The sequence below is a fragment of the Cereibacter sediminicola genome (genome assembly GCF_007668225.1).
In the GTDB taxonomy this organism is placed as follows: domain Bacteria; phylum Pseudomonadota; class Alphaproteobacteria; order Rhodobacterales; family Rhodobacteraceae; genus Cereibacter_A; species Cereibacter_A azotoformans.
The window spans coordinates 16780-39379 of sequence record NZ_VDEK01000015.1 but is presented as its reverse complement, the minus strand read 5'-3'; the positions used below and the strand labels follow the sequence as shown (position 1 = coordinate 39379).

13 protein-coding genes are annotated in these 22600 nt (G+C 69.7%); 3 read left to right on the top strand and 10 right to left on the bottom strand.

Going from position 1 to position 22600, the window contains the following annotated elements; genetic code table 11:
- Positions 1-3 precede the first annotated feature (3 nt).
- Positions 4-2568 carry a response regulator gene (locus tag FG154_RS11670; RefSeq protein ID WP_145107878.1) on the bottom strand — a complete coding sequence of 855 codons (2565 nt, stop codon included), beginning with the start codon at positions 2566-2568 and terminating at the stop codon, positions 4-6.
- 154 nt (positions 2569-2722) lie between these two features.
- On the opposite strand from FG154_RS11670, the gene FG154_RS11665 reads away from it, so the two are divergent.
- Both FG154_RS11665 and pbpC read left to right on the top strand, forming a co-directional pair.
- Positions 2723-8149 (top strand): alpha-2-macroglobulin family protein, encoded by a 5427-nt coding sequence (locus FG154_RS11665; RefSeq protein ID WP_145107876.1) that lies wholly within the window; start codon positions 2723-2725, stop codon positions 8147-8149.
- A complete protein-coding gene (gene pbpC, locus FG154_RS11660) occupies positions 8146-10170 on the top strand; it encodes a penicillin-binding protein 1C (RefSeq protein ID WP_145107874.1) in 2025 nt (674 codons plus the stop codon). The genes FG154_RS11665 and pbpC overlap by 4 nt, the downstream gene beginning before the upstream one ends.
- A 9-nt stretch (positions 10171-10179) precedes the next feature.
- Here pbpC and FG154_RS11655 read toward each other — a convergent pair whose 3' ends face one another.
- From FG154_RS11655 to FG154_RS11640, 4 genes are all read right to left on the bottom strand, one after another.
- Positions 10180-11349 carry an acetyl-CoA C-acyltransferase family protein gene (locus FG154_RS11655; protein WP_145107871.1) on the bottom strand — a complete coding sequence of 390 codons (1170 nt, stop codon included), beginning with the start codon at positions 11347-11349 and terminating at the stop codon, positions 10180-10182.
- Positions 11350-11431: 82 nt separating this feature from the next.
- Complete coding sequence (locus tag FG154_RS11650; protein ID WP_145107868.1) at positions 11432-12163, bottom strand: metallophosphoesterase; 732 nt, start codon at positions 12161-12163, stop codon at positions 11432-11434.
- Positions 12164-12259: 96 nt separating this feature from the next.
- Positions 12260-13855 (bottom strand): phosphoglycerate dehydrogenase, encoded by a 1596-nt coding sequence (gene serA, locus FG154_RS11645; RefSeq protein WP_186312339.1) that lies wholly within the window; start codon positions 13853-13855, stop codon positions 12260-12262.
- Between the two features lie 76 nt (positions 13856-13931).
- On the bottom strand, positions 13932-15089 hold the full coding sequence (locus tag FG154_RS11640) for a phosphoserine transaminase (RefSeq protein ID WP_145107866.1): 1158 nt from the start codon (positions 15087-15089) through the stop codon (positions 13932-13934).
- Positions 15090-15228: 139 nt separating this feature from the next.
- Between FG154_RS11640 and serB the strand changes: the two genes are divergently transcribed.
- Positions 15229-16104, top strand: a complete 876-nt coding sequence (gene serB, locus FG154_RS11635; protein ID WP_145107863.1) for a phosphoserine phosphatase SerB — start codon at positions 15229-15231, stop codon at positions 16102-16104.
- Between the two features lie 40 nt (positions 16105-16144).
- Here the strand turns inward: serB and zapE are convergent, their stop codons facing one another.
- The 5 genes from zapE to dnaN all read right to left on the bottom strand — a co-directional run bounded on the left by zapE (position 16145) and on the right by dnaN (position 22546).
- Positions 16145-17221: a cell division protein ZapE gene (zapE, locus tag FG154_RS11630; protein WP_145107860.1), complete on the bottom strand. Its 1077-nt coding sequence runs from the start codon at positions 17219-17221 to the stop codon at positions 16145-16147.
- Positions 17222-17323: 102 nt separating this feature from the next.
- Entirely contained in the window at positions 17324-19759 is a 2436-nt protein-coding gene (gene gyrB / locus FG154_RS11625) for a DNA topoisomerase (ATP-hydrolyzing) subunit B (protein ID WP_145107858.1), read from the bottom strand.
- Between the two features lie 90 nt (positions 19760-19849).
- Positions 19850-20272: a VOC family protein gene (locus tag FG154_RS11620; protein ID WP_145107855.1), complete on the bottom strand. Its 423-nt coding sequence runs from the start codon at positions 20270-20272 to the stop codon at positions 19850-19852.
- Entirely contained in the window at positions 20269-21360 is a 1092-nt protein-coding gene (recF, locus tag FG154_RS11615) for a DNA replication/repair protein RecF (RefSeq protein ID WP_145107853.1), read from the bottom strand. Before recF ends, FG154_RS11620 begins: the two co-directional genes overlap by 4 nt.
- Before the next feature lie 67 nt (positions 21361-21427).
- Positions 21428-22546, bottom strand: a complete 1119-nt coding sequence (gene dnaN, locus FG154_RS11610; protein ID WP_145107850.1) for a DNA polymerase III subunit beta — start codon at positions 22544-22546, stop codon at positions 21428-21430.
- Between the last annotated feature and the right edge of the window lie 54 nt (positions 22547-22600).

The window sequence follows — 22600 nt, the reverse complement described above, 5'->3', positions numbered from 1 at the left end:
AATTCATGGCCCGGCGCCTGTTGCGCCCGCATCCGCGCCGGGATGCAAAGGGCGGGCCTCGGCCGGGCAGAAGGCCGCCAGCGTCTCGAGGATCGCGGCGCGCCGGAGCGGCTTGGTCAGCGTCCGGTCGATGCCCACGGCGGCGCTGGCCAGGGCGTCGCTCTCGAGCGCATGGGCGGTGAGGGCGACGATCGGCACATGATGGCCGTCGGCTTCACGCGCGCGAATGGCCCGCGCGGCCGAGCGGCCGTCCATCTCGGGCATCGAGATGTCCATGAAGACAAGATCGGGCCGGAGCCGGTCGAACAGCTCGACCGCCTCGCGACCGTTGGCGGCGAAGCTGAGGTCGATGTCGAGGTCGCGCACCATCTTGCGAAAGACCAGCTGGTTCGTCCGGTTGTCCTCGGCGGCCAGCACGCGCATCCGGCGCAGTTCGGGCATGGTGGCGGGAGGCGGGGGCGCCTCGGGTTCGGCCGGGGCCACCGTCAGGCTCTGAAGCCGCCGGTAGAGATCCGATCGCAGCAGCGGCTTTTGCAGAACGCCCGCCAGCAGCGCCGCCGCGGGGTGATCGCGCACTCCGGCCGGGTTCGAGGTCAGGAGCAGGATCGGCATCAAGGAACCGCAGGCCCGCACCCTCTCGGCGAGGGCCAGCCCGTCCAGCTCGGGCATCTCGTGATCGGTCAGCAGCAGATCATAGTCCGGGTCCGAGATCAGCTCGGACAGGGCCTCGTTGCCCGACCGGCAGAGCCGGACCTCGATCCCGCAGGGGGCAAGCTGGCGCTCGAGTATTGTGCGGTTGATGAACTGGTCATCCACCACCAGCGCACGGCGCACCATCAGCGGCTCGGCCGGGGCGGCCTCGTCATCGCAGGCCGGCAGCGAGAGCCGGAAGCCGAAGCAGGAACCGCGGCCCAGCTCGCTCTCAACCCAGACGGCCCCCTGCATCAGCTCGATCAGCCGGCGGGTGATGGCCAAGCCCAGCCCCGTGCCCTCGAAGCGGCGCGTGGCCTCGGCGTCGATCTGGTTGAACTCGCCGAAGACGTGATCGAGGTTGTCGGCGGCGATCCCGATGCCGGTATCCTCGACCGTGACATGCAGATCGTGCCGGCCGGGCTCGACCTCGAGCCCCACGACGCGGATCAGCACATGGCCCGCTTCGGTGAATTTCACCGCGTTGCCGATCAGGTTCGTCAGCACCTGCCGGAGGCGGCAGGGATCGCCCACGAAGCGCGTGGGCAGGAACATGTCGAAATCGATCAGCAGATCGAGCCCCTTGGCCCGCGCCTGGGGTTGGAGAAGCATCGCAACCTCGTGGATCGTCCGCTCGAGATCAAAGGGCTCGGGGTAGAGCGTCAGCCGGTTCGCCTCGATCTTGGAGTAATCCAGGATGTCGTTGATGATGACCAGGAGCGCCTCGCCCGAGGAACGGATGGTCTCGGCAAAGAGGCGTTGATCCTCGGTCAGCGGAGTCTCGCAAAGCAGGTCGGCCATGCCCACGATCCCGTTCATCGGCGTGCGGATCTCGTGGCTCATGTTGGCGAGGAAGGCGGACTTGGCGCGGCTTGCCGCCTCGGCCGCGGCCCGCGCCGTCTCGAGCGCGGCCTGCTGCTGCTTGAGCTGCGTGATGTCCACCCCGAGGCCCACCCGGCCGCCATCGGGGGTCTCGTGCTCGATCACCCGCATCCAGCGCCCGTCATCGAGCGGCTGCTCGGCCGCTCCGCCCAGTTGGCGGAAGGCGGCGAGCCTGTCGGTCAGCCACTCTTCCTCGCGGCCGTCTGCGTCGGGGAACTGGCCGTGGTCCAGCCCGTGGCGGAGGATCTCCTCGAAACGGGCGCCGGGCTGCATGGCCGGCGCGGAGCGGGGGTAGATCTCTCGGTAGCGGTCGTTGCAGAGCACGAGCCGCTCGGCACGGTCAAAGAGCACGAAGCCATCGGGGATCGCGTCGATCGCCGCGCGCAGCCGCATCTGTTCGGTGATGTCGATCAGAAGGCTCACCATGTCGCCGTCACGGGCGCGCCGGTTGACCAGACGCATCCACTGGCCCGTCGTCCGCCGCAGGATGATCGGCTCGACCGGATCCTCGTCCCAGCGGCTGGCCATGCGCCCGCACCAGGCATCGGGCGCCTCACCGCCAAGGTCGATCAGCCCGTTCTCGACCGTCACCTCCAGCAGATCCATCAGCGTCATGCCGAGCCGCACCTCGACCCCCACGAAATGCGCGCGATAGGCCTCGTTCGCGGCCACGAGCCGCTGGTGCGAATCATAGACGGCAAAGCCATCCTCGATCGTGTCGATCGAATCCCACAGGCGCCGTTCGGCCATGACGGCCGCCGTGTGGGCCCGTTCCAGCTCGACCAGGAAGCGGCTGTTCTGGCCCTTGAGCCGTTCGGCCTCGGAGAGCGCGGTCTTCACCACGGCGCGCTGCTCGATGATCTGATCCGACAGCGCCCGCGCGTGGATCGCCAACTTTTCGTTTGCGGCGAACAGCTCGCGCTGCTTGTATTCCAGCAGGCGTTCCGCCGCGAGCCGCGCGCGCCGCTCCTTCGCCAGCCTTTGTTCGATATCCATCCGCCCGTCCCGCCTGTTTCGCGGGCATGTTGCGGCGGCCATGATGAATCCCTGCTTAAGCGCGAGCCGTGCGGCCGAAGAAAAGCCACCCGAGAATCCTTGCCTCGGCCTGGGGGCGGTGACAGCATCCGGGTGACTTCAGGAGGAGATCCCCATGCGCAACCGTCACTTGCTGCCGGCCCTGATGCTTGGACTTCTGCTGCCACTGTCGGTCATGGCGCAGGACTGGCTGCCGGACCGCCGCTTCGTCCTCAGCGCCGACACGGACCTGCCGGGCAGCGACATGGCCACCCTCCTCGACACCACGCTCGAGGCCTGCGAGCGCGCCTGCCTGTCGCGCTCGGGCTGCGTGGCCTTCACCTTCAACGCGCGCAACGGCTCGTGCTTTCCCAAGTCCGCCTCGGGCGACGAGGCCCCCTATCAGGGCGCGACCTCGGGCGTCGTGATCCCGGCGGACCCGGCCCGGCAGGAGACGGCGCGCCTTCGCGCGTCCGAGCTGGCCTTCCTGCCGGACTACGACCTGACGCGCGCGAAGGAGCAGGCGGCGGGCCTCGGAAACGAGCATGCGGTGAACGGCTTCACCGCGGACGAGCATCTTCGCAGCGCCTCGCGCGCCGAGGCGCAGGGTGATCTCTTGGCGGCGGCGAACTTCACCGGCGCCGCCGTCAATGCCTCGGACCGGGGCGAGACATGGATCGACTACGCCCGCCGTCTGCGCGCGGCCGGCGAGCCCGACACGAGGGGCCGCGACATGCTGCGCGACCGCGCCTTCCGCGCCGCCATCAACGGCTACCTGCGCGCCGCCACCCCGGCGCTGCGCCATACGGCGCTGGTCGAACTGGGGCTCGCGGCCGAAGCGGTGGATCGCGGGCGCGACATGGTGCAGGCGCTGCGGCTGGCCCAGTCGATCCAGCCGCGGGACGATACGGCGCGGCTGCTGGCCTCGGCCGCGGGCAAGTACGGGTTCCGCATCGTCGAAGATACGGTCGAGGCGGACACGGTTCGTCCGCGGATCTGCGCCACCTTCTCGGAAAATCTGGTCGAGAGCGGCGTGGACTATGCCAGCTACGTCCAGCTCACCGAGCCGGGCCTGACGGTCGAGGCCGAGGACCGCCGGATCTGCGTGGGCGGCATAAGCCACGGCGCGCGCCATGTGCTGACCTTCCGCGAGGGGCTGCCCGCGGCCGACGGCCAGACGCTCGCCCGATCGGTGCAGATCGCGGCCTATGTCCGCGACCGCGCGCCTTCCGTCCGCTTCCCGAGCCGCGCCTATGTGCTGCCGCGCAGCGGCTCTCCGGCGATCCCGGTTGAAACGGTGAACACCGGGACACTCGATCTGGCCGTCTATCGTGTCTCGGACCGCAATTTGTTGCGGGCTATCCAGCAGGATTATCTCGGCCGGCCGCTCGATCAGTGGCAGGCGGACCAGTTCACCTCGGAGGTGGGACAACAGATCTGGACGGGCACGGGCGAGGTGGCCATGGAGGTCAACCGCGACATGACCACCCGCCTGCCGATGGAGGCGCCGCTGCAGGGGCTGCCCGCGGGCATCTATGCGCTGAAGGCCGCGATCCCGGGGCAGGACCGCTACGAGCATCCGCCCGCCTGGCAATGGTTCGTGGTCTCGGACCTGGGCGTGACCACGCTCTCGGGGACCGACGGGCTGCATGTCTTCGTGCGCAGCCTCGGGACGGCCGAGCCCAAGGCGGGCGTCGAGGTGGAGCTTCTGTCGCGCGCGAACGCCGTGCTGGGGACGGCCAGGACCGACGCCGAGGGCCTTGCCGCCTTCGATCCGGGCCTGACCCGCGGCACCGGCGCGGCCGAGCCCGCGCTGGTCGTGGTGAAGGAAGGCGAGGAGGATGTGGCCTTCCTCTCGCTGACCGACCCGGAGTTCGACCTCTCGGACCGCGGCGTCGAGGGGCACGAGCCGGCCCCTCCGGTGAATGTGTTCCTTGCGACCGACCGCGGCGCCTACCGGGCGGGCGAGACGGTCCACGCGCTCGCGCTGGCGCGCGATGCCGCGGCCGCGGCCATCGAGGGCTTGCCGCTGACCGCGATCCTCAAGCGCCCGGATGGGGTGGAATATTCCCGCGCGCTGGCCTCGGGCACCGGAGCGGGGGGCCATGTGTTCGACCTGCCGCTTGCGGGCACCGCGCCGCGCGGCGTGTGGCGGCTGGAGGTGCTGGCCGACCTCGAGGCGGCCCCGCTGGCCGCGAAGACCCTTCTGGTCGAGGATTTCCTTCCCGAGCGGATCGACGTGAAGGCCAGCCTGCCCGAGGCGCCCATCGCCCTCGGCGATGCGCCCGAACTGACGGTCGAGGCCAGTTTCCTCTATGGCGCGCCGGGGACGGACCTCGCCATCGAGGGCGAGGTGCTGCTGCGCACGGCCGAGGGGCTGCCCGGCTTCCCCGGCTATGTCTTCGGCCGGTCCGACCGCCGGTTCGATCCGCAGATCGCCTCGTTCGGCGGCGAGCGCACGGACGAGACAGGAGCGGCCCGCTTTGCGATCCGCCTGCCGCAGGTGGAGGACCCGGCGCGTCCGCTCGAGATCCTTGTGGCGGCGCGGGTTTCGGAGGGCTCAGGCCGCCCGGTCGAGCGGACGATCACCCGCCGGCTGCGTCCGGCCGAGCCGATGATCGGCATCCGCCCGCTTTTTGACGGGGTGGCGGCGCAGGGGTCCGAGGCGCGTTTCGCGCTGGTGGGCGTGGGCCCCGAGGAGACGCCCGTGCCGATGCCGGTGCGCTGGACGCTGAACCGGATCGAGACCGACTATCAGTGGTATCAGCAATGGGGCAACTGGGCCTGGGAGCCGGTCGAGACCCGCACCCGCGTAGGCGGGGGCGAGGCGCAACTGGGCGCCTCTCCGGTCGAGATCGGGGCCCCGGTGGACTGGGGGCAGTATGAGCTTGTGGTCGAGCGCGCCGACGGCCGACCGGCCGCGAGCTCCACGAGCTTCCATGCCGGCTGGTATGCGCCCGCCGATGTCACCGCGACACCCGACACGCTGGAACTGTCGCTCGACAAGCGCGCCTACCGGCCGGGCGAGACGGCGCAGCTTCGGATCGTGCCGCGCGCGCCCGGCAAGGCGCTGGTGACGGTGCTCTCGAACCGGGTGATCGCCATGAAGGCCGTCGAGGTCGGCGAAGGCGAGACGCTGGTCGATCTGCCGGTGACGGACGACTGGGGGACGGGCGTCTATGTGGCAGCCACGCTCCTGCGGCCGATGGATGTGGCGGCGGGGCGCAACCCGACCCGCGCGCTAGGTCTCGCCCATGCGGCCATCGATCCGGGCGAGAAGCGGCTTGCGGCCACGATCGAGACCGCCGCCGAGGCCGCGCCACGCGGCCCGATGGAGATCGCGGTCAGGGTCGAGGGAACCGCGCCGGGCGAGACGGCCCATGCCACCATCGCCGCGGTCGATGTGGGGATCCTGAACCTCACCGGCTTCGAGACGCCCGACCCCGAGGACCATTACTTCGGCCAGAGGAAACTCGGCGTCGGCATCCGCGACCTCTACGGGCGGCTGATCGACGGGATGAACGGCGCGCAGGGCTCGGTCCGCTCGGGCGGGGATGGCGGTCGCGCGCAGATGCAGGCGCCGCCCCCGACGGAAGAGCTGGTGGCCTTCTTCTCGGGCCCGGTCGAAGTGGGGCCGGACGGCCTCGCCCGCGCGCGTTTCGATCTGCCCGCGTTCAACGGCACGGTGCGGGTGATGGCGGTCGTCTGGTCCCGGACCGGCGTCGGCCATGCCGAGCAGGACGTGCTGGTGCGCGATCCGGTGGTGGTGACGGCGAGCCTGCCGCGCTTCCTCGCGCCGGGCGACGAGAGCCGCCTTCTCCTCGAGATCGCCCACGCGACCGGCCCCGCCGGCCGGGTGAGCCTTGATGTGTCGTCGGCGGGGCTCACGGTGGGATCGGTGCCCTCGGGGCTCGATCTGGCCGAGAAGGGTCGCGCGCGTGTTGAAGTTCCGGTCTCGGCGGGCCGGACGGGGCTGCAGGAGATCAAGGTCGCGCTCACCACGCCCGAGGGCAAGCAACTGACGAGGCGCCTTGTGGTGCCGGTGCAGGTGAACGACCCCGAGATCGCGCGGCGCGACCGGCTGACGCTCGACGCGGGCCAGACCTTCACGCTGGACGAGAACCTGTTCGCGGGCCTTGTGCCGGGCACGGGTCGCGCGACCATGGCCATCGGCCCCCTCGCGCGGCTTGATACGGCGGGGCTGCTGGCCAGCCTTGACCGCTATCCCTACGGCTGCACCGAGCAGATCACCTCTCGGGCGCTGCCGCTTCTTTACCTGAGCGGGGTGGCCCGGGCGCTCGATCTGCCGGGCACCGAGGACATGTCGGAGCGGATCGGTCAGGCCATCGACGAGGTGCTCACCAACCAGACCGCCGAAGGGGCCTTTGGCCTCTGGCGCGCGCAGGGCGGAGACTTCTGGCTCGACGCTTATGTCACCGACTTCCTCTCCCGCGCGAAGGCGCAGGGGCACAAGGTGCCGGATCTGGCCATGCGCCGGGCGCTCGACAACCTCCGCAACCAGGTGAACTACGCCGCCGATTTCGACGCGGGCGGCGAGGCGCTGGCCTACGCGCTGATGGTGCTTGCCCGTGAAGGAGCGGCCGCCATAGGCGATCTGCGCTACTATGCCGATGTGAAGGGCGACGCCTTTGCCACGCCCGCGGCGCAGGCCCAGCTTGGCGCGGCGCTTGCCAGCTACGGCGATCAGGTGCGGGCGGATGCGATGTTCCGCAAGGCCGCCGCCCGGCTCAACGCCGCGCTTGCCACCCAATCCGAGCAGCTGTTCCGCGCCGACTACGGCACCCCCTACCGCGACGCGGCCACGGTGCTCACGCTGGCGGCCGAGGCCGGCTCGCAGGCGGTGGACCGCGAGGCGGTGACGACGTCGCTTGCCACGCGGACCGGCACGCTCTCCACGCAAGAGGCGACCTGGACGCTTCTGGCCACGAACGCCCTCATCGACCGGCCGGAGGTGGAGGGCATCGCCATCGACGGCAGGCCCGCGACCGGCCCGCTCGTGCGGCTGCTGCAGGACGGCGATCCGGCGGTGGCGGTCACCAACTCGGGCGGCCCGCAGGTGCTGACCGTCACGACCACCGGGGTTCCGGCGGAGCCCGCGCCCGCGGGCGGCAACGGCTATGCCATCGCGCGAAGCTACTACACGATGGAGGGCGAGGCCGCCGATCCAACCTCGGTCGCGGCGGGCACCCGGCTGGTCGCGGTGCTGGAAGTGACGCCCTTCGGCAACGGCGAGGGGCGGCTGATGGTCAACGATCCGCTGCCCGCGGGCTTCGAGATCGACAACCCGAACCTGATGCGCGGCGGGCAGGTCGATGCGCTGGACTGGCTCGCTCCGGTCGAGGATGTGGCCCATGCCGAGTTCCGGCAGGATCGTTTCCTCGCCGCGCTCGACCGGCTCGACGGTGAGGCCTTCCGGCTGGCTTATGTCGTGCGCGCCGTCTCGCCGGGCACGTTCCACCACCCCGCGGCCTCGGTCGAGGACATGTACCGGCCCGAGTTCCGCGCCTGGACCGAGGCGGGTCGCGTGACCGTCACCCCATGATCCGGGCGCGGTGGCTGTTTGCGGCGGCGGCAGGGCTGTTCCTTGCCGCCGCCGCCCGCGACGGGTTCGACGGCTTCATCGCCGCGACGGACATGCCGCCCCTCGCCCTGCCGACCTCGGTCGAGGTCGAGGCGCGCGACGGCACGCTCCTGCGCGCCTATACGGTCGCCGACGGCCGGTGGCGGCTGGAGCCGGGGCCGGTCGATCCCTTGTTCCTGAAGATGCTGGTGGCCTATGAGGATGGCCGCTTTGACCACCATCCGGGGGTGGACGGGCGGGCCTTGCTGCGCGCGGGCTGGCAGGCGCTGCGCCATGGGCAGGTCGTATCGGGCGGCTCGACGCTGACCATGCAGGTCGCGCGGTTGCTGGAAGAGAGCGGCACCGGAAGGATGGCGGGCAAGCTGCGGCAGATGCGCGTCGCGCTCGCGCTGGAACGGCGATTGTCGAAGCCGGAGATCCTGTCGCTCTACCTCCGCCTTGCGCCCTATGGCGGCAATCTCGAAGGGGTCCGGGCGGCCTCCATCTCCTATCTCGGCAAGGAGCCGGTTCGGCTGACCGCGGCCGAGGCGGCGCTTCTGGTCGCGATCCCGCAATCCCCCGAGAGCCGGCGCCCCGACCGCCACCCCGAGCGGGCCGAGGCGGCGCGGGCCCGCGTCCTTGCCCGGGCCGTGCGGGCGGGCGTGATCGAGGCCGAGCGGGCCGAGGCCGCCCTGCGCGAGCCGGTGCCCCGCGCGCGCAAGCCCTTCCCCGCCCTCGCGCCGCATCTGGCCGACCGCGTGGTGAGGGCCGATCCCTTGCGCCAGCAGCACCGTCTGACACTGGACGCGGCCCTGCAGAAGCGGCTCGAGGCGCTGGCCGCCGAGACGCTCGAGGCCCGGAGCGAGCGGCTTCAGGTGGCGATGCTGGTGGCCGACCACCGCTCGGGCGAGATTCTCGCCTCGGTGGGCTCGGCGGGCTACCGCGCCGACCGGCGGCAGGGCTTCCTCGACATGACCGTGGCGCTGCGCAGCCCCGGCTCGCTCCTCAAGCCGCTGGTCTACGGGCTCGCCTTCGACGAGGGCCTCGCCCATCCCGAGACGCTGCTCGACGACCGGCCGATGGATTTCGCAGGCTACCGGCCGCAGAACTTCGACCGGATCTTCCGCGGCGAGATCCGCGCGCGCGAGGCGTTGCAACTTTCGCTGAACCTGCCCGCGGTCGCGCTGACCGATGCGCTGGGACCGGCGCGGCTTCTGTCGGCGCTGGAGCAGGCGGAGGTGAAGCCGGTGCTGCCGGGCGGGCAGCCGGGCCTCGCCGTGGCGCTGGGGGGCGTGGGGGTCACGCTGACCGACATGGTGCAGCTCTTTGCGACGCTGGCGCGGGGCGGCGTGGTCCTGCCGCTCCATGTCGAGGGCGAGGGGGCGCCGGGACGGCGGCTTCTGTCCGAGGTGTCGGCCTGGCAGGTGGCGGACATCCTTGCGGGCATGGCGCCGCCGCCCGGATCGCCCGCGAACCGGCTGGCCTACAAGACCGGCACGAGCTACGGCCACCGTGACGCCTGGGCGGTGGGGTTCGACGGACGGCATGTGGTCGGCGTCTGGCTCGGGCGGGCCGACGGAACGCCGGTGCCGGGTGTCTTCGGCGCCGATCTCGCGGCGCCGGTTCTGTTCCGCACCTTCGCCCGGCTGAAGCCCGCGCTCGATCCGTTGCCGCCCCCGCCGCGCGCGGCCCTGACCGTGAGCAACGCCGAGCTGCCCCAGCCGCTCCGCCGGTTCCGCTCGCGGCTCGCGGCCTTCCAGACGGTGGGCGGGCCGCAGGTGGCCTTCCCGCCCGACGGGGCCGAAGTCGAGCGGCTGAGCGGCGGGCTGAAGGTGAAGGTCGATGGCGGGGCCGCGCCCTTCACCTGGCTTGCCAACGGGGCGCCGGTCGCGCTCTCGCTGGACGGGCGCGAGACGATGCTCGACCTGCCCGCCGGGTTTCTCGTCCTGTCGGTGATCGACGCGCATGGCCGATCGGCCCGGACAAGCGTCCGGCTGCGCTAGGCGCGGCCGTCAGACCCGTCCCAACGCCAGCGCGATCCCCTGCCCGCCGCCGATGCACATGGTGACAAGCGCGCGACGCCCGCCGGTCCGGTGCAGCTCGTGCAGCGCCTTCACGGTGATGATCGCCCCCGTGGCGCCGACCGGATGGCCGAGCGCGATGGCGCCACCGTTCGGGTTGACCTTGGCCGGATCGAAGTCGAGCGCGCGGCTCACCGCCAGCGCCTGCGCGGCAAAGGCCTCGTTCGACTCGATCACGTCGAAGTCCGCCACCGAAAGGCCCGTGCGCGCGCAGAGCGCCTGCACCGCCGGGATCGGCCCCAGCCCCATCACCTCGGGGTCGACACCCGCATGGGCGTAGCCGATGAGCCGACCGAGCGGACGCGCGTCGGGCACCGCCCCCTCGCGCGCCAGCACCAGCGCGCCCGCCCCGTCGTTGATGCCGCTCGCATTGCCGGCCGTCACCGTGCCGCTCTTCTGGAAGGCGGGGCGCAGGCCCGCCAGCGCCTCGGCCGTGGTGGCCTTGGGATGTTCGTCCCGCGCGAAGGAAACCGGCCCCTTGCGTGAGGCGATCTCGACCGGCACGATCTGGCCGTCAAACCGCCCTTCCTCTTGTGCGCGCGCGGCGCGGGTCTGGCTTTCCAGCGCGAAGGCGTCCTGATCCTCGCGGCTGATGCCGTGCCGCTCGGCCACGATCTCGGCGGTGATGCCCATGTGGCCGGTGCCGAAGGGGCAGTTCAGCGCCCCCGTCATCATGTCGAGCGCGCGCGTGTCGCCCATCTTCTGCCCCCAGCGGGCCGAGGCCAGCATGTAGGGCGCGCGGCTCATCGATTCCGCCCCGCCCGCCAGCGCCACCTCGGCATCGCCCAGCATCAGCGCCTGCATGGCCGAGACGATGGCCTGCACGCCCGAGCCGCAGAGCCGGTTCACGTTCATCGCCGGCATGGCCGAGGGGATGCCCGCCTGCATCGCCGCCACGCGCGAGAGATACATGTCGCGCGGCTCGGTTTTGATCACATGGCCGAAGACCACATGACCGACGCGGTCCGGCTCGACCCCCGCGCGCTCCAGCGCGGAGCGGGTGACGGTGGTGGCCAGATCGCCCGGCGGCACGGCGGCGAGCGCGCCGCCGAAGCCGCCGATGGCGGTTCGCACGGCGGAGAGGATGAGGATTTCGGACATGGCGCGGCCTTTCTCTCTGTTCGAGACACACCTTACCGCCCCGCCGGCGGGCCGCTGCCGTGACGTTGCGTTCCGCGAAGGATCAGGCGATCGGGATGCGCCCGTCGGGGCCAAGCTGCCAGACGGAGTGGCCCTCGATCACCACGGCCGAGAGGGGGCCGCCATAGGCCGCGCCGCTGTCGAGGTTCAAGCGGTTGCCGTAGTAGGTCACCGCGTCGATGGCCGTGTGCCCGTGCACGACGAGGACCCCGTGATCGCGCGTGTCCGACAGGAAGGGCTCCCGGATCCAGACGAGATCGGTCTCGTCCTGGCTGGCAAGCGCGACACCGGGACGGATGCCGGCATGGACGAACAGCGCCTCGCCGCGGCGATACTGGACCGGAAGCGCCTCGATGAAGGCCACATGCTCGGGCGGCACGAGGGCCGAGGCCTCCTCATGCACCGGGCCGAGCGGGCGGTCGGCGGCATGGTGGACACCGTAGGACTCCAGTGTCGGCCCGCCGCCAAGCCGGGGATGCAGCCACGACAACTCGCGCCGGAGGCCCGGATCGTGGTGGGCCAGGTCGCGCATGAAGCCCGCGAACATCCGGTCATGGTTGCCCTTCAGCACCACCCAGTTCTCGCCCTGCTCGATTCCCTGCCGGAGAAATTCCACGACGCCGCGGCTGTCGGGGCCCCGGTCGACCAGATCGCCGATATGGACGACAGGCGCCTCGTCGTCCCCGGTCTGGCGCCGGTCCGCGGCGATCCGGTCGTGGATCTCCTGCAGAAGCGACAGATGTCCGTGGATGTCGCCGATGGCGTAGCTTCGCATCTGGGTCCTTCCAAAATGATACGGAGGCCCGGCCGAGCCGGACCTCCGCACCATATGCGCCCCCGCCGGAAACCGGAAGGGCAGCCGGACACGCCGTCAGGCGACGTCGAACTCGAGCGGCTTGACCTGCTGGAACATGCCGGTGGATTCGAGCGTCTCGACGACCTTCGGATCGATGGCCTGATCGAGGTAGAGGATCGCGATGGCCTCCTGTCCGACCGAGGTCCGGCCAAGGGTGAAGTTCGCGATGTTCACGCCGTTCTTGCCCATGGTCATGCCGAGAAGGCCGATGATGCCCGGCACGTCCTCGTTCGTGGTGTAGAGCATGTGGCGCCCGACCTCGGCATCGATGTTGATGCCCTTGATCTGGATGAAGCGCGGCTTGCCGTCCGAGAAGCAGGTGCCCGCGACCGACCGCTCGCGCTTGTCGGTGACCACGGTCAGCTTGATGTAGGCGTCGAAGCTGCCCGATTTCTCCTGCGTGGTGGTCGAGATCTGGATGCCGCGCTCTTTCGCGACGACCGGCGCCGACACCAGGTTCACGTCGGGGTTCGTGGCCTTCATGATCCCCGCGATGGTGGCGCAGTTCAGCGCGGCAAGGTTCATCTCGCCCACGGCGCCGTCATAAAGGACGTTGATCGCCTTGATCGGCTCGTCGGTCATCTGGCCGACAAAGGCGCCGAGATGGCCGGCAAGCTTCACCCACGGACCCATGACCGCGGCCTCTTCGGCGGTGACCGAGGGCATGTTCAGCGCGTTCTGCACCGCGCCGGTCAGCAGGTAATCCGACATCTGCTCGGCGACCTGCAGGGCCACGTTCTCCTGCGCCTCGGTGGTCGAGGCGCCGAGGTGCGGGGTCACGACCACGTTCGGCAGGCCGAAGAGCGGGCTTTCCGTGGCCGGTTCCACCTCGAACACGTCGAAGGCGGCGCCCGCGACATGGCCCGATTTCAGCGCCTCGGCCAGAGCGGCCTCATCGACGAGACCGCCACGGGCGCAGTTGATGATCCGCACGCCCTTCTTCGTCTTGGCGATGTTCTCGGCCGAGAGGATGTTGCGCGTCTTGTCGGTCAGCGGCACATGCAGCGTGATGAAATCGGCCTTGGCGAGCAGTTCGTCCAGCTCGACCTTGATGACGCCGAGCTGCTTGGCGCGCTCTTCCGACAGGAAGGGATCGTAGGCCACGACCTTCATGTGCAGGCCCACGGCGCGGTTGCAGACGATGCCGCCGATGTTGCCCGCGCCGATCACGCCGAGGGTCTTGTTGAAGACCTCGACGCCCATGAAGCGCGACTTCTCCCACTTGCCGGCATGCGTCGAGACGTTGGCCTCGGGCAGCTGGCGCGCGACCGCGAACATCATGGCGATGGCGTGCTCGGCCGTGGTGATCGAGTTGCCGAAGGGCGTGTTCATCACGATCACACCCTTGCGCGAGGCGGCCGGGATGTCGACGTTGTCGACGCCGATGCCGGCGCGGCCGATCACCTTGAGATTGGTGGCGGCTTCCAGCAGCTTCTCGGTCACCTTGGTGGCCGAGCGGATCGCAAGGCCGTCATACTGGCCGATAATCTCGGCCAGCTTTTCCTTGTCCTTGCCGAGCTTCGGCATGTAGTCGACCTCGACGCCACGGTCGCGGAAGATCTGGACGGCGGTTTCGGAGAGTTCGTCGGAAACAAGAACGCGGGGGGCCATGTCGGGCATCCTGTGGATATGAGGGAGCATCGGCGGGGCAGGTCCCCGCCTCAGGTCATGTCTTGGAGCAGGTCGCTCAGGCGGCCTTGGCGAGCGCCGCGATCTCGGCCTCGAAAGCCCATTTGAGCCAGGGCATCAGCGCCGCAACGTCCGACGCCTCGACGGTCGAGCCGCACCAGATCCGAAGGCCGGCCGGCGCGTCGCGATAAGCGCCCACGTCCAGCGCAACGCCCTCCTTCTCGAGCCGCTTGGCCACCGCCTTGGCGAAGGCCGCGCCATCGGTGATGCGCGGATCGGTGAACTTCAGGCAGACCGAGGTGGTCGAGGCCGTCGCCGGATCGACCGCAAGGTTCGCGATCCAGTCGTTCGCCGCCACGAAATCGGCCACGACCTTCGAGTTCGCTTCCGCCCGCGCGACCAGCGCCTTGAGCCCGCCAATGGATTTCGCCCATTTCAGCGACACGAGGTAATCCTCGACCGCCAGCATCGACGGCGTGTTGATCGTCTCGCCCTCGAAGATGCCCTCGATCAGCTTGCCGCCCTTGGTCATGCGGAAGATCTTCGGCATCGGCCAGGCAGGGGTGTAGCTTTCCAGACGCTCGACCGCGCGGGGCGACAGGATCAGCATCCCGTGGCCACCCTCGCCGCCCAGCACCTTCTGCCAGGAGAAGGTCACGACATCGAGCTTGTCCCACGGCAGGTCCATCGCGAAGGCGGCCGAGGTCGCGTCGCAGATGGTCAGGCCGGCGCGGTCCGCCGGGATCGCGTCGCCGTTCGGCAGCCGCACGCCCGAGGTGGTGCCGTTCCAGGTGAAGACCACGTCCTTGTCAAAGTCGACCTGCGCAAAATCGACGATCTCGCCATAGGGCGCCTTGCGTACGGTCGCGTCGAGCTTCAGTTGCTTCACCGCATCGGTGACCCAGCCTTCGCCGAAGCTTTCCCAAGCCAGCATCTCGACGGGGCGGGCGCCCAGCAGCGACCACATCGCCATCTCGACCGCGCCGGTGTCGGAACCGGGGACGATGCCGATGCGGTATCCGGCGGGCACGCCGAGGATCTCGCGGGTAAGTTCGATCGCCTCTTTCAGCTTGGCCTTGCCGACGGCGGCGCGGTGCGAACGGCCAAGGGGCGCATCCGACAAAAGGTCCAGCGAATAGGCGGGGATCTTGGCGCAGGGGCCAGAGGAGAAGCGCGGATTGGCCGGCCGCGCGGCCGGGGTCTGCAGATCAGACATGGTACCCTTCCAGATAGATGCCTCTCGTTGGGGAGAGGTGTCCCGCCGCCGCCATTACGCCTCGTCGGGCTCTGGCGCAAGGAAAAGAATTGCCCTAGAGCGGCGTTCGACCTCGTGAAAGCGACCTTGGGAGAGTGCGATGTTCGTTGCCGTCCTCATGACCGATCCGGCCTCTCCGTGCCTCGAGCGCGCCACCGTCGAGTCGTTGCGCAACGCCTGGGGCGGAGGCGATGCGCGCTGGCTGCAACCCGGGGTAGCGGCGGAATTTCCCGTGTCTGCAATGCCTTCGAACCGCTGGCAGGTCTGGGAGGATCTGCAGGCGCTGAAGGTGGATCTGGCCGTGGTTCCGGCCGAGGGTCGGCGCAAGAAGCTGCTTCTGGCGGACATGGATTCGACCATGATCCGTCAGGAATGCATCGACGAGCTGGCCGACGAAGCGGGCGTTGGCGAATATGTCGCAGGCATCACCCAGCGCGCGATGAACGGCGAGCTGAACTTCGAAACCGCGCTGCGCGAACGGGTGAGGCTGCTGAAGGGCCTGCCGGCCTCGGTGATCGACCGTGTGCTCGAGACGCGGATCCAGTACATGCCCGGCGGCCGGGCGCTGGTACAGACGATGAAGGCCAACGGCGGGCGCGCGGCGCTTGTCTCGGGCGGCTTCACCGCCTTTACCGCAAAGGTCGCCGCGGGCCTCGGTTTCGACGAGCACCGGGCCAACATCCTCCATGTCGCGGATGGCGCGCTCACCGGCACGGTGGCTGAGCCGATCCTCGGGCGCGAGGCGAAGCTCGCGGCGCTCGAGGAAATCACCGCCCGCATGGGGATCGGCGTCGAGGCGGCCATGGCGGTGGGCGACGGGGCGAACGATCTGGGCATGCTCAAGCGGGCGGGCGCGGGCGTGGCGCTGCACGCGAAGCCCGTGGTGGCGGCCGAGTGCGACATCCGCATCAACCACGGCGACCTGACCGCGCTGCTCTTCGTGCAGGGCTACGCCGAGGACGAGTTCCGCACCTGACCCGCGCGGGCCTGCCCGCCCCGCGCCCGGCAGGCCGGGGCTAGCCCCCCCACTCCACCGACTGCATCTCGCGCAGGCGGCTTGCCGTGCGCTCGAACTCGAACACGCCTTCGCCTTCGATATAGAGACGCTCGGGCTCATCCGCGGCGGAGGCGATCAGGCGCACCCGCGCCTCGTAGAGCGCGTCGATCAGGGTTACGAACCGCTTGGCCTCGTTGTAGTTTTCCGCGGACAGCCGCGGAATGTCCTCGAGGATCAGCACCCGGCACGCCTCGGCGATCGCGAGGAAGTCGGCCGGCCCCAGCGGGCGGGCGCAGAGGTCCCAGAAGGTCGCCCGCCCCACGCCATTCGCGAAGCACGGAATCTCGACCGTCCGGCCATTGACCGGAAGCCGCAGCGGATGTCCGCGGTCGCCGCCCGTGAGATCGGTCCAGATGCGGGAGATCTCGCCCTGCGCCCGGCTGGCGGGATGGAAGAAGACCTGCGCCCCCTGCAGCCGGTGCTGGCGGTAGTCCGTCGGGCTTTCCAGCTCGACCACCTTCATCCGCTCGCGCAGGAGGTCGATGAAGGGCAGGAAGACCTGCCGGTTGAGACCGTTCTCGTAAAGATCCTCGGGCGGCCGGTTGGAGGTGGTCACGATCACCACGCCCTGATCGAACAGCTTCTGGAACAGCCGCCCGACGATCATCGCATCGGTGATGTCGGTGATCTGCATCTCGTCGAAGGCCAGAAGCCGGACCTCGCCGGCCACCCGGTCGGCCACCGGCTGCAGCGCGTCCTCGACCCCCTTCTTGCGGGCCTCGTGCATGCCCTGCTGCACCTCCTGCATGAAGGCGTGGAAATGCACGCGGCGCTTCGCCGGGATGTCCACGGCGTCGGCGAAGAGGTCCATCAGCATCGACTTGCCCCGCCCGACCCCGCCCCAGAGATAGAGCCCCTTCGGCAGCTCTTCCTTGGCGGCGAAGAGGCCGAAGAGGCCCCGCTTGCGCTCGGGATGAGCCTCGATCCACTGCCGGATGCGCTCGAGATCCGGCAGGACGGCGTGCTGGGCGGGATCGGCCCGCAGATCCTCGGCATCGACGCGGGCTTCATAGATTTCGGTCAGAGTCTGGCGCATGGCCTTACTTAGAACGTCGCCGCCGCGCGGAAAAGGTGGCGGCGCGGGAAAAGGCGCCCGCCCCGTCGGATCAGCCCCGCCGCCGCCTGCGCCGGATCGGCCTCAGGTGTCCAGATTCTCGACGTTCAGCGCGTTCTGCTGGATGAACTCGCGCCGCGGCTCGACCACGTCGCCCATGAGCTTGGTGAAGATGTCGTCGGCCTCGGCCAGATCCTCGACCTTGACCTGCAGGAGCGTCCGCGCCTCGGGATCGAGAGTGGTTTCCCAGAGCTGCTCCGGGTTCATCTCGCCCAGGCCCTTGTAACGCTGGAGCGACAGGCCCTTCTCGCCCTCGGCCAGCACCGCCTTCAGAAGCGCGATCGGCCCGTGGATCGGCTGCTCGCGGTCCTTGCGCACGAGCCGGGCCCCCGGTGCATAGACGTCGCGCGTCTGGCCCGAGACCTGCGACAGGCGCCGCGCCTCACCCGACCGAAGCACGGCCCCGTCAAGCGTCCGAAGCTCTTCCACCCCGCGCAGCACGCGCGAGAGACGGATGCCGTGATCCTGCGTGATCCGGCCCTTCCAGCCGCGCTCGTACTCCGCGGCGGTCAGATCCAGCCGCTCGGCCACACGGTCGGCCACGAGTTGCAGGTCGTCGTCGGCCCGGCCCGGATCGAACGCGCCGGAAAGCGCCGCCTGTTCCAGGATGTTGCGCGGGTAATGCGTCGGGAACCCCTCGAGCACGCGGCGGAACTGGCGCGCGCCTTCGATCACGCGGAGCAGGTCCTGCCCGGCGATCTCCTCGCCGGTGGTCAGCCGCAGGATGGCCCCCTCGATCCCCTGCTGGATCAGGTAATCGTCGAGCGCCGCCTGATCCTTGAGATAGACCTCCGACTTGCCCCGCGCGACCTTGTAGAGCGGCGGCTGCGCGATGTAGAGGAAGCCCCCCTCGATGATCGCGGGCATCTGCCGGAAGAAGAAGGTCAGCAGCAGCGTGCGGATATGGGCGCCGTCCACGTCCGCGTCGGTCATGATGATGATCTTGTGGTAGCGCAGCTTGCCGATGTCGAACTCGTCGCGCCCGATGCCCGCGCCGAGCGCCGTGATCAGCGTCCCCACGGTTTCCGAGGACAGCATCCGGTCGAAACGCGCCCGCTCCACGTTCAGGATCTTGCCCCGCAGCGGCAGCACCGCCTGGTTCTTCCGCGCGCGGCCCTGCTTGGCCGAGCCACCGGCCGAGTCCCCCTCGACGATGAACAGCTCGGACAGGGCCGGGTCCTTCTCCTGGCAGTCGGCCAGCTTGCCGGGCAGCGAGGCGACATCCATCGCCGTCTTGCGCCGCGTCATCTCGCGCGCCTTGCGCGCCGCCTCGCGCGCCAGCGCCGCCTCGACGATCTTGCCGACGATGCCCTTGGCGGCGGCCGGGTTCTCCTCGAACCACTCGGCCAGCTTCTCGTTCACCAGGTTCTCGACCGCGGGTCGCACCTCCGACGACACCAGCTTGTCCTTGGTCTGGCTGGAGAATTTCGGGTCCGGCACCTTGACGGACAGAACGCAGGTCAGCCCCTCGCGCGCGTCGTCGCCGGTGAAATCCACCTTCTCGCGCCGGGCGATCCCGCTGTCCTGCGCATATTTCGTGATGGTCCGCGTCAGCGCGCCCCGGAAGCCCGCAAGGTGGGTGCCGCCGTCGCGCTGCGGGATGTTGTTGGTGAAGGGCAGCACCGTCTCGTGGTAGCTGTCGTTCCACCACATCGCGATCTCGACCCCGATCCCGCCGCGCTCGCCCGTGATGAAGATCGGCTCGGGCATCACCGGGCTCTTCGAACGGTCGAGGTAGCGGACGAACTCGCGCACACCGCCCTCGTAGAACAATTCGCTGTGCAGCGGCTCGGCCGGGCGCTCATCCTCGAGCAGGATACGGACGCCGGAGTTGAGGAAGGCAAGCTCCCTCAGGCGGTTCTCGAGCGTCTTGAAGCTGTAGTCGAGGTTCGAGAAGGTGCCGTCGGGCCGGTTCGTCTTGGCCGAGGCGAGGAAGCGCACCTCGGTGCCCTTCTCGCCCGGCGCGTCGCGGACCACGCGCAGATGCTCGACCGTCTCGCCATTCTCGAAGCGGGCGTAATGCTCCTTGCCGTTGCGCCAGATGCGCAGTTCGAGCCAGTCGGACAGGGCGTTCACCACCGAGACGCCCACGCCATGCAGGCCGCCCGAGACCTTGTAACTGTTCTGGTCGAACTTGCCCCCGGCATGGAGCTGGGTCATGATGACCTCGGCCGCCGACACGCCCTCGGAGGCATGCATGTCCACCGGAATCCCGCGCCCGTTGTCGCGCACGGACACCGAACTGTCGGCGTGGATCTTCACCGTCACCGCGGTCGCATGGCCCGCCAGCGCCTCATCGATGCCGTTGTCCACCACCTCATAAACCATATGGTGGAGGCCCGAGCCATCGTCCGTGTCGCCGATATACATGCCGGGACGCTTGCGGACAGCCTCCAGCCCCTTGAGAACCTTGATCGAATCGGCGCCGTACTCTTCCGGCACGCGGGCAGCTTCGGCCATTCGGACAAACCCTTTGCTTTGCGCGCGAGTTATAGCGGTCCTGCCCGGGAATGTCACGCCCGGGGCCCAAGATTTAGCCCTGCACCGCCGTCAGGGCAGCGTAAGGCTGCCATCCTCGGCCAGCGGCCACAGGGGGTTCATCGCCACCTCCCAGACATGACCGTCAGGATCGGCCCAGTAGCCCGAGTAGCCACCCCAGAACACCTTTTCGGGCCGCTTGAGGGCGGTCGCGCCCGCGGCAAGCGCCGCTTCGAAGGCCGCATCCACCTCGGCTTCGGTCGCGTAGTTCTGCGCCAGCGTCACGGCCCCCGTGCCCAGATCGGCCCCCGGCCGCCCCTGATCGGCTGCCAGCGCGGCGCGGCCGAACAAAGCCAGGGCCGAGCCCTGCAACTGGAAGAAGGCCACGCCCTCCTGCGCCCGGTGCTGCTTCCAGCCCAGCCGCTCGTAAAAGGCGACCGAGGCCGCCAGATCGCCCACACCCAGCGTGATGAGCGTGACGCGCTGCGGTGTCATGGCGCAATCTCCCGTGTCTGCGAAAGCCCCTCAGCCTCCGTCACCTCGATCCTCTGCGCCCGCCCCCCGAGCGCGGTGAACAGCTCCGGCCCCGTGCCCGTCATGAAGGCCTGCGCCCCGAGCGCGCAGATCTCGTCGAACAGGGCCGCGCGCCGCCCCTCATCGAGATGGGCCGCCACCTCGTCGAGCAGCAGGATCGGCGCCGCCCCCAGATCCTCGGCCAGCGCACGCGCGTTGGCAAGGACCAGCGAGATGAGAAGCGCCTTCTGCTCACCCGTCGAACATTGCGCCGCCGGAACGCCCTTGGCCGCGTAGATTGCGGTCAGATCGGCGCGGTGCGGCCCCAGCAGCGTCCGCCCCGCCGCCATGTCGCGCCGCCGCCCCTCGGCCCAGGCCGCGGCCAGATCCTCGGGATCCTCCGACGCGACCGACAGCAGGGCCCGCGGAAAGGCCGTCTCGGCCGCCCCCTGCGCCGCGATCAACCGGGTCACCGCCTCCTCGCGATGCGCCCGGATCACCCCCGCGGCCTCAGCCATCCGCCCCTCGAGCGCCGCATGCCAATGGGCATCGGCCACCTGCTCCCTCAGAAGCCGGTTCCGCTCGCGCATCGCCTTCTCGTAATCGAGCACCGCCTCGGCATGGTCGGGCGCAAAACTCATCGCCACCCGGTCGAGAAACCGCCGCCGCCCCTCCGCCGCCTCGGTCCAGAGCCGATCCATGGCGGGCACCAGCCAGACGATGCGCAAGAGCCGCCCCAGCATCACCTGCGTCGCGGCCTTGCCGTCGATGCGCACCTGCCGCGCCCCGCCACCCTCGGCCCAGGTCTCGACCTCATGGTCGGAATGCAGCCCGCGCACCGCGGCCGTCACCTTCCATCCCAGCGCCTCGGGCCGCCGCGCGATCTCGTCCGCCGCCGCGCGCCGCAACCCCCGCCCGGGGGACAGCAGCGAGATCGCCTCAAGCACGTTCGTCTTGCCCGCGCCGTTTGCGCCCACGAAGGCCACCGGCCGCCCGTCAAACGCCATCCGCGCCGCGCGATGCGACCGGAAGTGCGACAGAGCGAGGGATGTGACGGCGAGCCCGCTCATCCCCTTTCCTTTCATTCTCGGAAAAATATCCCGGGGGTGCGGGGGCAGCGCCCCCGCCGCACCTCCGTCACACGCGCATCGGCATGACGACATAGACCGCAGACATGTCGTTGCCTTCCCGCATCAGCGTCGGATCGCCCGACGAGTTGAACAGGAACACGGCGTTCTCCCGGTCCACCTGGCTCGCGATCTCGAGCAGATACTTGGCGTTGAAGCCGATCTCGAGCCGCTCGTCGCCATAAGCCACGGCCAGTTCCTCCTCGGCCGCGCCCGAGTCGGGGGCATTGACCGACAGCACCAGCCGGTCCTCGTCCAGCGACAGCTTGACCGCGCGCGAGCGCTCGGACGAGACGGTGGCCACCCGGTCCACGGCCTTGGCGAATTCCTGGGCATCCACCTCGAGGCGCCGCGCATTGCCCGTCGGGATCACGCGCGAATAGTCGGGGAAGGTGCCGTCGATCACCTTCGAGGTCATGGTGATCTGCGGCGTGGCGAAGCGCACCTTGGTCTCCGACACGGAAACCTTGATCTGCGCCTCGTCGTCATCGAGCAGCTTGCGCAGTTCGTTCACCGTCTTGCGCGGCACGATCACCCCGGCCATGCCCCCGGCACCCTCGGGCAGCGGGGCGTCGATCCGCGCGAGGCGATGGCCGTCGGTCGCCACGCAGCGCAGCACCGGCCCCTCCTCGCCCGTCGCCACATGCATGAAGACGCCGTTGAGGTAATAGCGCGTCTCTTCGGTCGAGATGGCGAACTTCGCCTTGTCGAACAAGCGCCGCAGCACCGGGGCCGGCGCGGTGAAGTTCGAGCTGTATTCCGAGCTTGCCATCACCGGGAAATCCTCCCGCGGCAGCGTGGCAAGGCTGAAGACCGAGCGCCCCGCCGTCACCGTCAGCCGGCCCGAGGCCGCATCCTCGCTCAGGCCGACCAGCGCGCCATCCGGCAGCTTGCGGACGATCTCGTGCAGCATGACTGCCGAAACGGTCGTCGCGCCGGGCCGCTCCACCACGGCGGGCGTCCGGTCCACCACCTCGATGTCGAGATCGGTCGCGCGGAACGAGACGGTGTCGCCTTCGGCCTCGATCAGCACGTTGGCGAGGATCGGAATGGTGTTCCGCCGCTCGACGACCGACTGGGCCTGGCCCACGGCCTTTAGCAGAGCGCCGCGCTCGATGCTGATCTTCATTCCCTCACCCCTTCTTGACGCGGACGCCGAAACTGCCCGGTTTCGCACCGAACC

Bases quoted from the DNA above. Each gene is read 5' to 3' on its own strand.
- dnaN (WP_145107850.1), bottom strand. From the start codon at position 22,546: ATGAAGATCAGCATCGAGCGCGGCGCTCTGCTAAAGGCCGTGGGCCAG.
- gyrB (WP_145107858.1), bottom strand. From the start codon at position 19,759: ATGGCCGAAGCTGCCCGCGTGCCGGAAGAGTACGGCGCCGATTCGATC.
- zapE (WP_145107860.1), bottom strand. From the start codon at position 17,221: ATGCGCCAGACTCTGACCGAAATCTATGAAGCCCGCGTCGATGCCGAG.
- FG154_RS11620 (WP_145107855.1), bottom strand. From the start codon at position 20,272: ATGACACCGCAGCGCGTCACGCTCATCACGCTGGGTGTGGGCGATCTG.
- serB (WP_145107863.1), top strand. From the start codon at position 15,229: ATGTTCGTTGCCGTCCTCATGACCGATCCGGCCTCTCCGTGCCTCGAG.
- pbpC (WP_145107874.1), top strand. From the start codon at position 8,146: ATGATCCGGGCGCGGTGGCTGTTTGCGGCGGCGGCAGGGCTGTTCCTT.
- FG154_RS11650 (WP_145107868.1), bottom strand. From the start codon at position 12,163: ATGCGAAGCTACGCCATCGGCGACATCCACGGACATCTGTCGCTTCTG.
- FG154_RS11655 (WP_145107871.1), bottom strand. From the start codon at position 11,349: ATGTCCGAAATCCTCATCCTCTCCGCCGTGCGAACCGCCATCGGCGGC.
- recF (WP_145107853.1), bottom strand. From the start codon at position 21,360: ATGAGCGGGCTCGCCGTCACATCCCTCGCTCTGTCGCACTTCCGGTCG.
- serA (WP_186312339.1), bottom strand. From the start codon at position 13,855: ATGGCCCCCCGCGTTCTTGTTTCCGACGAACTCTCCGAAACCGCCGTC.
- FG154_RS11640 (WP_145107866.1), bottom strand. From the start codon at position 15,089: ATGTCTGATCTGCAGACCCCGGCCGCGCGGCCGGCCAATCCGCGCTTC.
- FG154_RS11670 (WP_145107878.1), bottom strand. From the start codon at position 2,568: ATGGATATCGAACAAAGGCTGGCGAAGGAGCGGCGCGCGCGGCTCGCG.
- FG154_RS11665 (WP_145107876.1), top strand. From the start codon at position 2,723: ATGCGCAACCGTCACTTGCTGCCGGCCCTGATGCTTGGACTTCTGCTG.